General features: G+C 73.2%; 10 protein-coding genes. 7 read left to right on the forward strand and 3 right to left on the reverse strand.

What is annotated here, in order from left to right; genetic code table 11:
• Nucleotides 1-40: 40 nt before the first annotated feature.
• The 3 genes from SYYSPA8_RS31890 to cimA all read left to right on the forward strand — a co-directional run bounded on the left by SYYSPA8_RS31890 (nucleotide 41) and on the right by cimA (nucleotide 4,560).
• The gene (locus SYYSPA8_RS31890) at nucleotides 41-652 is read left to right on the forward strand and encodes a TetR/AcrR family transcriptional regulator (RefSeq protein WP_323450900.1); all 612 of its coding nucleotides are present in this window, start codon (nucleotides 41-43) and stop codon (nucleotides 650-652) included.
• 102 nt (nucleotides 653-754) lie between these two features.
• Complete coding sequence (locus SYYSPA8_RS31895; protein WP_323450901.1) at nucleotides 755-2,080, forward strand: MFS transporter; 1,326 nt, start codon at nucleotides 755-757, stop codon at nucleotides 2,078-2,080.
• 842 nt (nucleotides 2,081-2,922) lie between these two features.
• On the forward strand, nucleotides 2,923-4,560 hold the full coding sequence (gene cimA / locus SYYSPA8_RS31900) for a citramalate synthase (RefSeq protein WP_323450902.1): 1,638 nt from the start codon (nucleotides 2,923-2,925) through the stop codon (nucleotides 4,558-4,560).
• A 117-nt stretch (nucleotides 4,561-4,677) separates the two neighbouring features.
• On the opposite strand, the gene SYYSPA8_RS31905 is transcribed toward cimA, so the two are convergent.
• The gene (locus SYYSPA8_RS31905; protein WP_323450903.1) at nucleotides 4,678-5,292 is read right to left on the reverse strand and encodes a YceI family protein; all 615 of its coding nucleotides are present in this window, start codon (nucleotides 5,290-5,292) and stop codon (nucleotides 4,678-4,680) included.
• Between the two features lie 199 nt (nucleotides 5,293-5,491).
• On the opposite strand from SYYSPA8_RS31905, the gene SYYSPA8_RS31910 reads away from it, so the two are divergent.
• The 3 genes from SYYSPA8_RS31910 to SYYSPA8_RS31920 all read left to right on the forward strand — a co-directional run bounded on the left by SYYSPA8_RS31910 (nucleotide 5,492) and on the right by SYYSPA8_RS31920 (nucleotide 8,039).
• Nucleotides 5,492-6,652: a threonine synthase gene (locus SYYSPA8_RS31910; RefSeq protein ID WP_323450904.1), complete on the forward strand. Its 1,161-nt coding sequence runs from the start codon at nucleotides 5,492-5,494 to the stop codon at nucleotides 6,650-6,652.
• The gene (locus tag SYYSPA8_RS31915) at nucleotides 6,649-7,377 is read left to right on the forward strand and encodes a helix-turn-helix transcriptional regulator (RefSeq protein ID WP_323450905.1); all 729 of its coding nucleotides are present in this window, start codon (nucleotides 6,649-6,651) and stop codon (nucleotides 7,375-7,377) included. Before SYYSPA8_RS31910 ends, SYYSPA8_RS31915 begins: the two co-directional genes overlap by 4 nt.
• A 110-nt stretch (nucleotides 7,378-7,487) precedes the next feature.
• Nucleotides 7,488-8,039 (forward strand): EF-hand domain-containing protein, encoded by a 552-nt coding sequence (locus tag SYYSPA8_RS31920; protein ID WP_323450906.1) that lies wholly within the window; start codon nucleotides 7,488-7,490, stop codon nucleotides 8,037-8,039.
• Here the strand turns inward: SYYSPA8_RS31920 and SYYSPA8_RS31925 are convergent.
• Together SYYSPA8_RS31925 and SYYSPA8_RS31930 are read right to left on the reverse strand one after the other, a co-directional pair.
• Entirely contained in the window at nucleotides 7,985-8,953 is a 969-nt protein-coding gene (locus tag SYYSPA8_RS31925) for a terpene synthase family protein (protein ID WP_323450907.1), read from the reverse strand. The two genes, SYYSPA8_RS31920 and SYYSPA8_RS31925, sit on opposite strands and share 55 nt — an antisense overlap.
• Nucleotides 8,950-10,344 carry a cytochrome P450 gene (locus tag SYYSPA8_RS31930; protein WP_323450908.1) on the reverse strand — a complete coding sequence of 465 codons (1,395 nt, stop codon included), beginning with the start codon at nucleotides 10,342-10,344 and terminating at the stop codon, nucleotides 8,950-8,952. The genes SYYSPA8_RS31925 and SYYSPA8_RS31930 overlap by 4 nt, the downstream gene beginning before the upstream one ends.
• Nucleotides 10,345-10,650: 306 nt before the next feature.
• Here SYYSPA8_RS31930 and SYYSPA8_RS31935 point away from each other — a divergent pair, with 306 nt between their 5' ends.
• Entirely contained in the window at nucleotides 10,651-13,023 is a 2,373-nt protein-coding gene (locus SYYSPA8_RS31935; RefSeq protein ID WP_323450909.1) for a polysaccharide lyase 8 family protein, read from the forward strand.
• The last annotated feature ends 73 nt before the right edge of the window (nucleotides 13,024-13,096 follow it).

The following is a 13,096-nucleotide window of genomic DNA, read 5'->3' on the forward strand; positions in this document are numbered from 1 at the left end:
AGACGGGCCCGGCCCGGTCCGGCGGCGCGGCGGAACGGCGATGACCCCGCCCGCCCGCCGCCGCAACGTGGCCCCGCCCCGCGAGTCCGTGCTCGCCGCCGCCATGGCCACCATCGCCGCGCGCGGACTCGACGCACTGACCATGGCCGGACTCGGCCGCGAGGTCGGCATGAGCAGCGGCCACCTCCTCTACTACTTCCGCACCAAGGACGAACTGCTGCTGCGCACCCTGGAATGGAGCGAGGGCCGGCTCGGAGCCGAACGCGCCGCCCTCCTCTCCCGGGCCGAACCCGCCGCCGCACGGCTCACCGCCTACGTCGGCCTCTACCTCCCCACCGGGCCCCGCGACCCCCACTGGTCGCTCTGGCTCGAAGTCTGGAACCGCTCCCAGAACGCCGGGAACGACGCCCGCGAACGCCAGGCCGCGATCGAGGCCGCCTGGCACCGGGACCTGGCCGCGCTGCTCGCCGAAGGCATCTCCCGGGGCGAGTTCCGGCCCGTCGACCCCGACCGGTACGCCACCCGGCTGCGCGCCCTCCTCGACGGCTTCAGCGTCCACGTCGCCGTCGGCCTGCCCGGCGCCGGACGCGAGCGGGCCCTCGCCCACATCACCGGCTTCCTCACCGAAACCCTCTCCCCGACACAGCCGTGACCTGCACCGACAAGGACAGGAACGCAACGCACGCAAGTACTCACGATCGTTGCCGCCCCACTCCTTGTCGGCCTTCCGACGGCTCCGGCACGGTGGTCCCCCATGGGACGAGAGCACTGGAAAAAGATCTGGGTCGGCTCCGCCGGGAACATGGTCGAGTGGTTCGACTGGTTCGTCTACGCCAGCTTCGCCACCTACTTCGCGGGCGCCTTCTTCCCCGAGGGCAACGAGACCGCCAAACTCATGAACACCGCCGGCATCTTCGCCGTCGGCTTCTTCATGCGCCCCGTCGGCGGCTGGCTCCTCGGCCGGGTCGCCGACCGCAAGGGCCGCAAGACCGCGCTGACCCTCACCGTCACCCTGATGTCCGCGTCCGCCCTGCTCATCGCCGTCGCCCCGACCTACTCCGTCGCCGGCTACGGCGGAGCGGCCGTCCTCCTCGTCGCCCGGCTGCTCCAGGGGCTCTCCGTCGGCGGCGAGTACGCCGCCAGCGCCACCTACCTCACCGAGGCGTCCGCACCCCGCAACCGGGGCCTCGCCTCCAGCTTCCAGTACGTCTCCATGACCGTCGGCCAGATCCTCGGCCTCGGCCTCCAGATCGTGCTCCAGCGCACCATGTCCGACGACGCCCTCCACAGCTGGGGCTGGCGGATCCCCTTCATCATCGGCGCCCTCGGCGCCGCCGTCGTCTTCTACCTCCGCCGCAACATGCTGGAGACGGACGTGTACGAGGAGTCCGGCGACGACACCCCGGCCGGCGAGAAGGGCACCATCCGCGCGCTGATGGCCCACAAACGCGAGGCGTTCCTCGTCATCGCCCTCACCATGGGCGGAACCGTCGCCTACTACACGTACACCACCTATCTGACGAAATACCTCTCCAACTCGGCCGGACTGCCCAAGGAGACCGCGACCCTCGTCTCCTTCTGCGCCCTGATCGTCTTCGCCTGCCTCCAGCCCCTCGCCGGAGCCCTCTCCGACCGCATCGGCCGCCGCCCCCTGCTGATCACCTTCGCCCTGGGGTCGACCTTCCTGACCGTCCCGATCATGACCCTGCTCCGGCACGCGGGCTCCTTCTGGCCCGCGTTCGGCCTCGCGCTGCTCGCCCTGGTGGTGATCACCGGCTACACCTCGATCAACGCCTGTGTGAAGGCGGAGCTGTTCCCGACGGGGGTACGGGCGCTGGGGGTGGCCCTTCCGTACGCCATCGCCAACGCGCTCTTCGGTGGTACGGCGGAGTATGTGGCGCTCTGGTTCAAGGACCGGGGGGTCGAGTCGGGCTTCTCCTGGTACGTCGCGGGGTGCGCGGCGGTCTCGCTGATCGTCTACCTCACGATGCGGGAGACGAGGGACATCGACCTCAACCGGGTCGGCCGCCCGACCCCGTCCCCCGCCGCCGGGAAGCGGTCTCCGTCCGCCACGGCCTGACCCGCGTGTCCGCCTGCGGCGGTACGGGTGGGGTGCGATCGTCCGGGGTCCCGGTGGCCCGGCCCGTGTCGGTACGGGGTCCCGCACCCTTCTTTCCCCCGCCCGGGGGTACGGTCCGCCTTCGCGTGGTCCGTGGGTGGGGGTGCAGGGTCGCCCCCGCAGGGGATCGGCGGACCCCGACCCGCACACAACCTCGTGAGTACGCTCGCCGACCCCGAGGAGGTGAGCCCGGAGGCCCCGCCAACCCGCACCACCACCCGAGGCCGGGCCGACCCGCACAAAAACCAGCCTCGCCGACGATCACCCGGCAAAATCCAGCCCCTTGGGGGTCCCCCCGGACGGAGTCTGGGGGAGATTGAGGCGCAGGGGTTCGGGGACTGGTCCCCGACGAGGGCCCGCACGCTGCGGGGCGTTTCGCCTGTGCGGCGGGGCAAGCTGCTGGTCCGTCCTCAATCGCCGGACGGGCTGGTTTTGCTCGGGTCATCGTCGGCGAGGCGGGTTTGTGCGGGTCAACGTTGACGGGGCGGGTTTTGTGCGGGCGGCCCCGACGCCCGGATGGTGAGACGGGCGTCCCGTTCGCGCACCGGGGTGTGCCAGAATGCCACCGTGCCCCCGTTCGCCCTGATTATCGGCAGCGAGCGCGCCGGTCCGCAGTGACCGTCCCGTACCACCCCGTACGGAACGGCCACCGTGCCCCAGACCCGCGCGCAGACCTCTCGCACCCGCGAGGGGTTTTTTCGTTTTCCCGGCCCGACCCCGGAGGGAGAACGGCGGCACGCGAAGATGGGGGCAGTGGATCCAGACATTCCGGGAGCCACTCACCCGACAGGAGCAACACAGTCATGACCAGTAAGCCCACGGTCCAGGGCCCGGCATCCGACGACGGCTTCCGTGCCGACGACAGCTTCCACGTCTTCGACACCACCCTCCGGGACGGCGCCCAGCGCGAGGGCATCAACCTCACCGTCGCGGACAAGCTGACCATCGCACGGCACCTCGACGACTTCGGTGTCTCCTTCATCGAGGGCGGCTGGCCGGGTGCCAACCCCCGGGACACGGAGTTCTTCGCCCGCGCCCAGCAGGAGATCGACTTCCGCCACGCCCAGCTGGTCGCCTTCGGCGCCACCCGCCGCCCGGGGGCGCGGGCCGCCGACGACCCCCAGGTCAAGGCGTTGCTGGCGGCAGGGGCCCCGGTGATCACGCTGGTGGCCAAGGCGCACGACCGCCATGTGGAGCTGGCGCTGCGGACCACGCTGGACGAGAACCTGGAGATGGTCCGCGACACCGTCGCCCACCTCCGGGCCGAGGGCCGCCGGGTCTTCGTCGACTGCGAGCACTTCTTCGACGGCTACCGCGCCAACCCCGCGTACGCGAAGGCCGTGGTCCGGGCCGCCGCCGAGGCGGGCGCCGATGTCGTGGTGCTCTGCGACACCAACGGCGGCATGCTCCCGGCGCAGATCCAGGCCGTCGTCGCCACCGTCCTCGCCGACACGGGTGCCCGTCTCGGCATCCACGCCCAGGACGACACGGGCTGTGCCGTGGCGAACACGCTGGCCGCCGTGGACGCGGGCGCCACGCATGTCCAGTGCACGGCCAACGGCTACGGCGAGCGCGTGGGCAACGCGAACCTCTTCCCGGTCGTGGCCGCGCTGGAGCTGAAGTACGACAAGCGGGTGCTGCCGCCGGGCGCGCTCGCCGAGATGACCCGGATCTCGCACGCCATCGCGGAGGTCGTCAATCTCACGCCCTCCACCCACCAGCCCTATGTGGGTGTTTCCGCGTTCGCCCACAAGGCCGGGCTGCACGCCTCCGCGATCAAGGTCGACCCCGATCTGTACCAGCACATCGACCCGGAGCAGGTCGGCAACACCATGCGGATGCTCGTCTCCGACATGGCGGGCCGCGCCTCCGTCGAGCTGAAGGGCAAGGAGCTGGGGATCGACCTCGGCGGCGACCGCGAGCTGGTCGGCCGGGTGGTCGAGCGGGTCAAGGAGCGGGAGCTGAAGGGGTACACCTACGAGGCCGCCGACGCCTCCTTCGAGCTGCTGCTGCGGGCCGAGGCGGACGGCCGCGCGCCCAGCTACTTCCGTACGGAGTCCTGGCGGGCGATCGTCGAGGACCGCCCCGACGGCAGCCACGCCAACGAGGCCACGGTGAAGCTGTGGGCGAAGGGCGAGCGGATCGTCGCCACGGCCGAGGGGAACGGCCCGGTCAACGCGCTGGACCGGGCGATGCGCGTGGGACTTGAACGGTTCTACCCGCAGCTCGCCAAGTTCGAGCTGGTCGACTACAAGGTCCGGATCCTGGAGGGCCGGCACGGCACCGAGTCCACCACCCGGGTCCTGATCACCACGGGTGACGGTACGGGCGAGTGGGCCACGGTCGGGGTCGCGGAGAACGTGATCGCCGCGTCCTGGCAGGCGCTGGAGGACGCGTACACCTACGGTCTGCTGCGCGCCGGGGTCGAGCCGGCGGAGTAACGCGGGCCGGAACGGAACGGCAGAGCGCCCGCCTCGCCGCGGGGGGACGGCAGGGCGGGCGCGCTCTGGGGTGCCGGATCGGGCCTCGGCCCGTCGCGGCAGGGCCGCACCGGTGGGTCAGACGGTCGCGGGCGACTTGATCGCGGAGATGTCGAAGACCAGCTTCACCTTGTCGCTGACCATGACGCCACCGGTCTCCAGCGCCGCGTTCCAGGTGAGGCCCCACTCGGAGCGCAGGATCTCCGCGCTGCCCTCGAAGCCGACGCGCTCGTTGCCGTAGACGTCGGTGGCCGCGCCGTTGAACTCCAGGTCGATCGCGAGCGGACGGGTGACGTCCTTGATCGTCAGATCGCCGGTGACGCGGTACTTGTCGCCGCCCAGCTGCTCGGCGGTGGTGGAGCGGAAGGCCATCGTCGGGAACTGGGCGGTGTCGAAGAAGTCACCGCTGCGCAGATGGGTGTCGCGGTCCGCGATGCCGGTGTCGATGGAGGCGATCTTCACATCGATGGCGGCGGAGGAGGCGGCCGGGTCGGCGCCGTTCAGCTTCAGGGTGCCCTCGTGCTCGGTGAAGGTGCCCCGGACGTTGGTGACCATGGCGTGCCGGACGGTGAAGCCGATGCTGCTGTGCGCCGGGTCGATGGCGTAGTCGCCGGTCAGCGCGGCGAGCGCCGGGTCGACGGGGGCCGGGGCGGTGGCGGTGGCGGTCGCGGACTTGCGGTTGAAGATGCCCATGTCTGCTCACTCCTGGGGATGCGGGTCGGGGTCGGCGGGGTGCCTCGGGGTTCTTGTTGAATGTTCAACGAGAACGACCGTAGCCCTATTCCGTCCAATATTCAACTTCTTCATGGCCGCGTCCATCCCCCGATCGGGTCATCGCCGGCCGTCGGTGCCGATCATTGACAAGAAGTCCAGAGTTGGAAATCTTGTCCATATGGATCCCCAGGCCCCCTGCTACCTCGACGAACGCACCGGGACCCGCTACCCGCTGAGCGATCCCCTCCGCTGGCGCGCCGGGAGCGGCGCCCCCCTCGCGGTCACCCCGCTGCCCGGGATCACCCGCGACGCCGTGGACACCGGCCGCCGCTCCCTCTGGCGCTACCGCGCCGCCCTCCCGGTCGACATCCCCGACCCCGTCTCGCTCGGCGAGGGCTGCACCCCCCTGGTCCCGGCCGACTGGAAGGGCCTGCCGGTCTCGTTCAAGCTGGAGTGGTTCAGCCCCACCGGCAGCTTCAAGGACCGCGGCACCAGCGTCCTGATCTCCCATCTCGCCGCCCACGGCGTCACCGAGGTGATCGAGGACAGCTCCGGCAACGGCGGCTCGTCCGTCGCCGCCTACTGCGCCGCCGCCGGGATCCGCGCCCGGATCCTCGTCCCCGCCGCCACCTCGCCCGCCAAGATCCGCCAGACCCGGGCGTACGGCGCCGAGGTCACGCTCGTCCCCGGCGACCGCGAGGCCACCGCCGCCGAGGCGCTGCGCCGGGCCGCCCGCACCCCCTACGCGGGCCACAACTGGCATCCGCTCTTCCTCCAGGGCGTCAAGACCCTCGCCTACGAGATCTGGGAGGACCTCGGCTTCACCGCCCCCGACAACGTCATCACCGTCGCGGGCGCCGGCAGCACCGTCCTCGGCTGCGACCTCGGCTTCACCGAACTGCTGGCCGCCGGAGCGATCGACCGGCTGCCCCGGCTGCTGGTCGCCCAGCCCGCGAACTGCGCCCCGCTGTACGCGAGTTTCCGCGCCGGGGCCGAGACCCCCGTCCCCTTCGACCACGCCCCCACGGTCGCCGAGGGCACCGCCATCGAGCGGCCCGTCCGGTTGCGCGAGGTGCTGCGCGCGATCCGCCGCTCCGGCGGCGACATGGCGGCCCTGCCGGAGTCCGCGATCGAGGACGCCGTGCGCGCGCTGGCCGCCCGGGGGCTGTACGCCGAGCCGACCAGCGCCACCGCGGCGGCCGCCATCGAGGTCTTCGCCGCGCGCGGGGCCATCCGGCCCGGGGAGCGCACCGTGGTCGTGCTCACCGGCTCCGGCCTCAAGGCCGCCGACGCCGTCGAGAGGATCCTGGGCGGCGGCGCCGGGGAGGGCCTCCGATGAGCACCCCGGACCGGATCACGGCGGATGTCGCGGACCGGACGGATGTCGCGGACCAGGCGGATTCCGGGGACCCGGCGGAGTCCGAGTCCGAGGACGCCGTCCTGATCCGCGAGGCCGAGAAGATCGCCACCGCGATCGGCCGGATGTTCCCCGGCCTGTGCGAGGTGGTGCTGCACGACCTGCGCGACCCCGAGCACGCCGTCCGCGTCATCGAGAACAACCTCTCCGGCCGCCGCGTGGGCGAACCCGCCACCGCACTCGGCCTCGCCCGGATCGCCGACCCCGACTTCCCCGGCGTGGTCCAGAACTACCCGGGCCGGCTCCCGGACGGCCGCCCGGTGAAAAGCACCTCCATCGGCATCAGGAACAGCCGGGGCGTCTACGTCGCCGCCCTCTGCCTCAACCTCGACACCGGGCCGCTGACCGCCCTCGCCGACACCGTCGCCCTGCTCGCCAGGACCGACGAGCCGGAACCGGGCCGGCTGCCCGCCGAGAGCCTGCGCCCCCTGCCCCGTACCACCGACGCCCTCCTCGACGCGGTACGGGCGTACGCGGCCCAGCGCGGCCGCACCCCCCGCGAACTCGGCCCCGCCGACCGCAGGGAGCTGGTCCGCGGCCTCGCCGACGACGGCGGTCTGGAGATCCGGAACGCCGCGCGGACCCTCGCGGAACAGCTGGGCGTCTCCCGCGCCACCGTCTACAACTATCTTCGCCGGGACGGGTGACGAACCGGCCCGGACACGGACGTCACCCGACCCCGGAACGACCGCCGCGCCACCCCAAACCACCCGAAGGCACGGTCTTCGCCCCCCGGCCCGCCGGGTACCCTCCGCGCATGAGTGAACGCACCGTCCTGGACGTCAAGTTGGACCGTTCCTTCGACCTCCTCGACACCGACGGCGACGGCCGCATCCGGGCGTCCGACCTGACCGTCCTGGCGAGCCGGCTGAGCGCCGCCTTCGCGGCCACCCGCCCCGAGACCGTCGCCCGGCTGGAGCGCGCCTTCACCGTGCTGTGGACCCGGGACGTCCGGCGGATGGGCACCGGCGGCGGCGACGCCGTCGACCGCGAGGAGTGGCGCCGGGGCGTCCGCCGGGCCGTGGCCGAGGACCGCGACGGCTTCCTGGGCCGGATGGGGGCCATGCTCCAGGAGTGGCTGGACCTCTGCGACGCCGACAGCGACGGCGGCATCGGCCGGACGAAGTTCCTGACGATGTACGGGCGGACCCTCGGCCTGGAGCCCGAACAGCTCCACGAGGCCTTCACCACCCTCGACATCGACGGCGACGGCCGGCTCAGCCGGGAGGACATCCGCGGCGCGGTCGCCGAGTACTACACCAGCGACGCCACCGACACCCCGGGGAACTGGCTGTTCGGCCCGTTGTAGCGGCCGGTCGTCCGGGTCCACGTCTCCACCGCCTCCACCAGGGTCCTGGTCGACTCCAGATACTCCCGGCACTGCGGGAACTCCGCGACCAGGGCCGTCCGCAGCACCTCGCACTCCTGCCGCAGCAGCCGCACCCGCTCCGCCACGATCTCGACGGCCCGCTCCCGGGTCACCCCGTGCTCCTCCTGGAGCACCAGGACCGTGTTGAAGACCGACTTCCGCCGCTCCTCCCGGGCCAGCGAGAACAGATCGTTGATGAGCGCGATCGCCTCGGCGGTGTACATCCGCAGCCGGTGCCACTGCCCGTGCACCCGCAGATCGCTCGGAGCCTCCGCGTCCCGCACCCGTTCCAGCAGATCGAGGAACGGGAAGACGGCACTGCCGTGCCGGCGCAGCATCAGCACCTCCACCACCGACGGCACACTGCCCCGGGAACGGTGGACCGTCTCCGCGACGAACGTGTAGAGACAGTCCCGCCAGTCCCGGGCGGAGCGCCGGTTCCACACCAGGCCACGGCCCTGGCTCTGGCGCAGACACAGATCGGTCCACGCCGCGGAGATCCCGTTCGCCCAGGGCGCGGGCGGCATCGCGAACCAGCGCCCCCCGCTGCCGTGACCGTTGACGATGTCCTCGAACCGCCGGAACAGCGTGCGCGCCACCCGCAGATCGCGCCCCGCCGGGCCGTCGAAGTGGTCGTCCAGGATCGTGTACCACCCCAGGATGTCCGTGAGCAGATCGAGTTCGGCCTCCGGCGCCCCCGGATAGGCCAGCTCGATCAGCGCGGGCAGCGCGTAACTCCGGTACAGCTCCGCGTCGGCGTCGGGCACCAGCCCGTACCGGGCCAGCCAGGCGCCGTGCCGCTCCTGACGGGTGGTGGGGGCCGGGCCGCCGGCCCTGCGGTACGGCTCGTTCACGCCATGCCCCCCGTGGCCCGGGGGCCAGACGCCCGGCGCGGCACGACCGCCATGGCCACCCCGTCCGGCTGGACCGTCGTCCACACCCGCTCCCGGGGCCGCGGCCCCGGCACGGGCAGCGGCCGCCACACCCGCAGCACCGTCGCGGCCACCACCGCCAGCTCCATCCAGGCGAAGGACTCCCCGATGCAGCGGTGCTTGCCCGCCCCGAACGGGAGGAAGCCGTCCCGGCCGCCGGCCTGCGGGTCCGCCGCCCAGCGGTCCGGGTCGAAGACGAGGGGCCGCTCGTACCGCCCCGGATCGCGGTGCAGCGCCGTCAGGCTGTACAGCAGCTCGGTACCGGCCGGGACCGTGTACGGGCCGATCCGCACCTCGGTGCTCGCCGTCCGCATCAGAAAGGCGTTCGGCGTGTGCAGCCGCAGCGTCTCCCGGATCACCCGGTGCAACTCCGGAAGCGCCCCCAGATGCCGCACCGTCAGCGGCTCCGCCGGACCCCCGACGACCCGGTCCAGCTCGCACGCCACCCGCTCATGGACCGCCGGATGGTCCATCAGCTCCTGGAAGAGCCAGGTCAGCGTCGTGGACACGGTCTCCGTACCGGCACCGAGAGCGGTGATCGCCTCGGACCGCACCGCCGACTCGTCCAACCGCCGCCCCGTGTCCGGGTCCCGCGCGGTCCGCAGCAGCCACAGCAGCGAACCCGGACCACCGGGACCGCCCACCGCCTGGTCCACCACCTGGTTCAGCACCCGCACCGCCGCGTCGAAACGGCGGTTCACCGCCAGCGGCAACCGGCCCACCGCGGGATGCGGACAGAGCGACCGGACGATCTGCCCCCGCACCAGATCCGGCAGAGCCCGCTCGAAAGCGGCGCTGCGGTCCTCACGGAGCCGGGTGTCGAAGAACGCCCGCGTCACCACCTCCAGCGCCAGCCGGGTCATCTGCCGCCCCACGTCCAGCGTCCGGCCGGTGCGCCAGCGGGCGATCCGCTCCCGGGTGACCTGCTCCACCGTACGGACACAGCGCTCCACCCCCGGGGCGGCGAACGCGGACTGGAGCGCCCGCCTGCGGTCCCGGTGGGCCCGCCCCTCGGACATCAGCAGCCCGTCGCCGAAAGCCCGCCGCAGCGTCACCTGGACCGCGCCGCGCGGACAGTCGTGCGCGAGCCCCACCAGCAGGGTGTGCACCAGCTCGGGCCGCGTCACCACCCACACCGCCCGGGGCCCCAGGGATATCCGCACCACCCCGCCCACCCGGGCGAGCGAACCGAGGAAACCCAGCGGATCGCGCACCAGCGCGGGAGCATGACCGAGCAATGGCAGCCGGCCGGGCGCCACCGGTACGGGAAGGGCGGGCACGGGCGGATCGGGGGCGGTGGGCGCAGCGGTCATGTCTCCCTCGCTGTGTTGAAACTCGCTGTGTTGAAAGGGGGGGCAGCCAGGGGCAGCCAGGTCTCTCGCTGTCGGTTCATCACCCCGGGCCGCCCGGCCTTCACTCTGATGGCGGCCGTCATATGCCCGCAAATCACCATCACTCAATGGGGTGACTCTGAGGGAACCCCGCATGGCCGGGCTCTTTCGGGGGCTCTTAAGGAACCGCCCCCGGCGTGGTAGACCGGGAGGACCGGTCCGTAGCCCGGTCCGTAGCCCGGGTCCGTGCCGCACCCGCGTGAACCGTCCGGCGCATCGGAGGAACCCGTGTCCCAGCCGTCCGCCTGGTCCCGCCGCACGTTCCTCGCCACCGCGTCGGCGGCGGTCACCGCCGCCACCACGACCGCCGCCAGGGCCCTGCCCCCCGCCCGGGAGCAGGACCGGCGGCAGGACCGGCGGCAGGACCGGCGACCCGCCCCGGGCGACGACCCGTACGAAGCCCTGCGCCGCCGCTGGCTGGAGATCGCCCTCGGCACCGGCTACGACCCCGCCGCCGAGCCCTACGCCTCCCGGATCGCCCTGACCGTCCGCCAGGCGGCCGACCATCTGCGCACCATGGCACCGGCCCCCGCCTCCCTCTGGCCCGGCCACCCCTACGACCCGCCCGCCGGCATCACCCGCAGCTACCGCCGGCTGTGGACCATGGCCCAGGCCTGGACCCACACCGGCGACGAGGCGCTCCTCGCCGGCACCGTCCGGGGGCTCGACCATCTGGCCGCCACCGTCTACCACCCCGGCACCACCCGCTACGGCAACTGGTGGGAGTGGCAGATCGGCAGCCCCCGGCCGCTCCTCGACACCGTCGCCGCCCTCGGTGACCGGCTCACCCCCGGCCGGCGCGAAGCCGCCTGCGCCGCCGTCGACCACTTCCTCCCCGACGCGCTGCTCCACGACTACTCCGGCACCTCCACCGGCGCCAACCGCGTCGACCTGTGCCGCTCGGTGGCCCTGCGGGGCGTCCTGGGCCGCCGGCCCGAGAAGATCGCCCTCGCCCGGGACGCGCTGTCGCCCGTCTTCCCGTACGTGACCCGGGGCGACGGCCTCTACGCCGACGGATCCTTCGTCCAGCACACCTGGGTCGCCTACTCCGGCACCTACGGACAGGTCCTCCTCGACGGGCTCGCGCGGCTCTTCGCCCTGCTCGCGGGCTCGCCCTGGGAGGTCACCGACCCCCGGCGGCACATCGTCCTCGACAGCGTCGAGCACGCCTTCGCGCCCCTGATCCACAACGGGCTCATGGTGGACACCGTCAGCGGCCGGGCCGTCAGCCGGGGCCGGCTCGCCGGCGAGGACCGGACCGTCCGCTCCGACCACTTCCACGGCCATGCCATGATCGCCGCGATCGCGCTGCTCGCCGAGGGCGCGAGCCCCGCCGAGCGGGCCCGCTGGCAGGCCCGGATCCGGGGCTGGATCGAGCGGGACACCACCGAGCCGGTGCTGACCGCCCCCCAGTTCGGCGTCGCCGACCTCGCCCGGCTGCACGCCGTCGCCGCCGCCCCGGGCCCCGCCGCCCCCGAGCCGGTGGGCCACCGGCTCTTCGCCTCGATGGACCGGGCCGTCCACCGCCGCCCCGGCTGGGCCGCCGCCCTCGCGATGGCCTCCGAGCGGATCGCGCACTACGAATGCGGCAACGGCGAGCACCCGCGCGGCTGGCACACCGGCTCCGGGATGCTGCTGTGGTGGCCCGCCGCCGCCCAGGGCGGCCAGTACACCGACTGGTTCTGGCCCACGGTCGACCCCTACCGGCTGCCCGGCACCACCGTCTCCACCCGGCACCTGCCCGACCGCGCGGGCGGCGAGTGGGGCGAGCCCCGGCCCCCGGTGCGCTGGGTGGGCGGGGTGAGCGACGGGGAGTACGCGGCCGTCGGCCAGGACCTCGCCGGGCTCGGCTCCACCCTCACCGCCCGCACGTCCTGGTTCTTCGCCGACGACGCGGTGATCTGTATGGGCGCGGGGATCCGCTGCGCCGACGGCGTCCCGGTCGAGACCGTCGTCGACAACCGCAACCTGGGCGCGGACGGGACCGCGGCGCTGACCCGCGGCCGGGACTGGGCCCACCTGGACGGCCACGGCGGCTGGGTCGTCCCCGGCCGTCAGCGGCTGCGCACCCTGCGTGAGGACCGCGCCGGGGCGTGGCGCGACATCAACACCGGCGGCCATCCCGAGCGGGCCGTCCGCCGCTACCAGACGCTCTGGCTGGACCACGGCACCGATCCGCGGGACGCCGGATACCTCTATCTCCTGATGCCGGGCGCGAGCCGCCGGCAGGTCGCCGCCCGGGCCCGGGACACCCGCTGGCTGACGGTCCACACCCGCACGGCGGCCTGCCACGCCGTGTCGGTACGCTCGCTCGGGCTGCTCGCCGCGAACTTCTGGGCGCCGGGCACGGCGGGCCCGCTGACCGTGAGCGCGCCCGCCAGTGTCCTCGTCCGCCGCCTCCCCGGCCGCCGGGCGCTCCTGCGGGTGAGCGACCCGCCGCGCTCCGGCACCCCGCTGGAGCTGGTCTGGCACCATCCGGTGCGCCGGGTCACCGCCCGTGACCCGCAGATCGGGGTGGTCTCCGCCGGGCGGGTGCTGCGGCTTCGGCTGAACGGGGCAACGGCGGGTGCCGGCTACGGGTGCGAGGTGGCCACCGGCTGAGCGGGACCCCGGCCGCCGTACGGGGGTGATTGTGGGGTTTCCATAAACACCACCCCTCCTGGGCTGGTGGGTG

The organism is Streptomyces yaizuensis (assembly GCF_034961445.1).
GTDB lineage: Bacteria > Actinomycetota > Actinomycetes > Streptomycetales > Streptomycetaceae > Streptomyces > Streptomyces yaizuensis.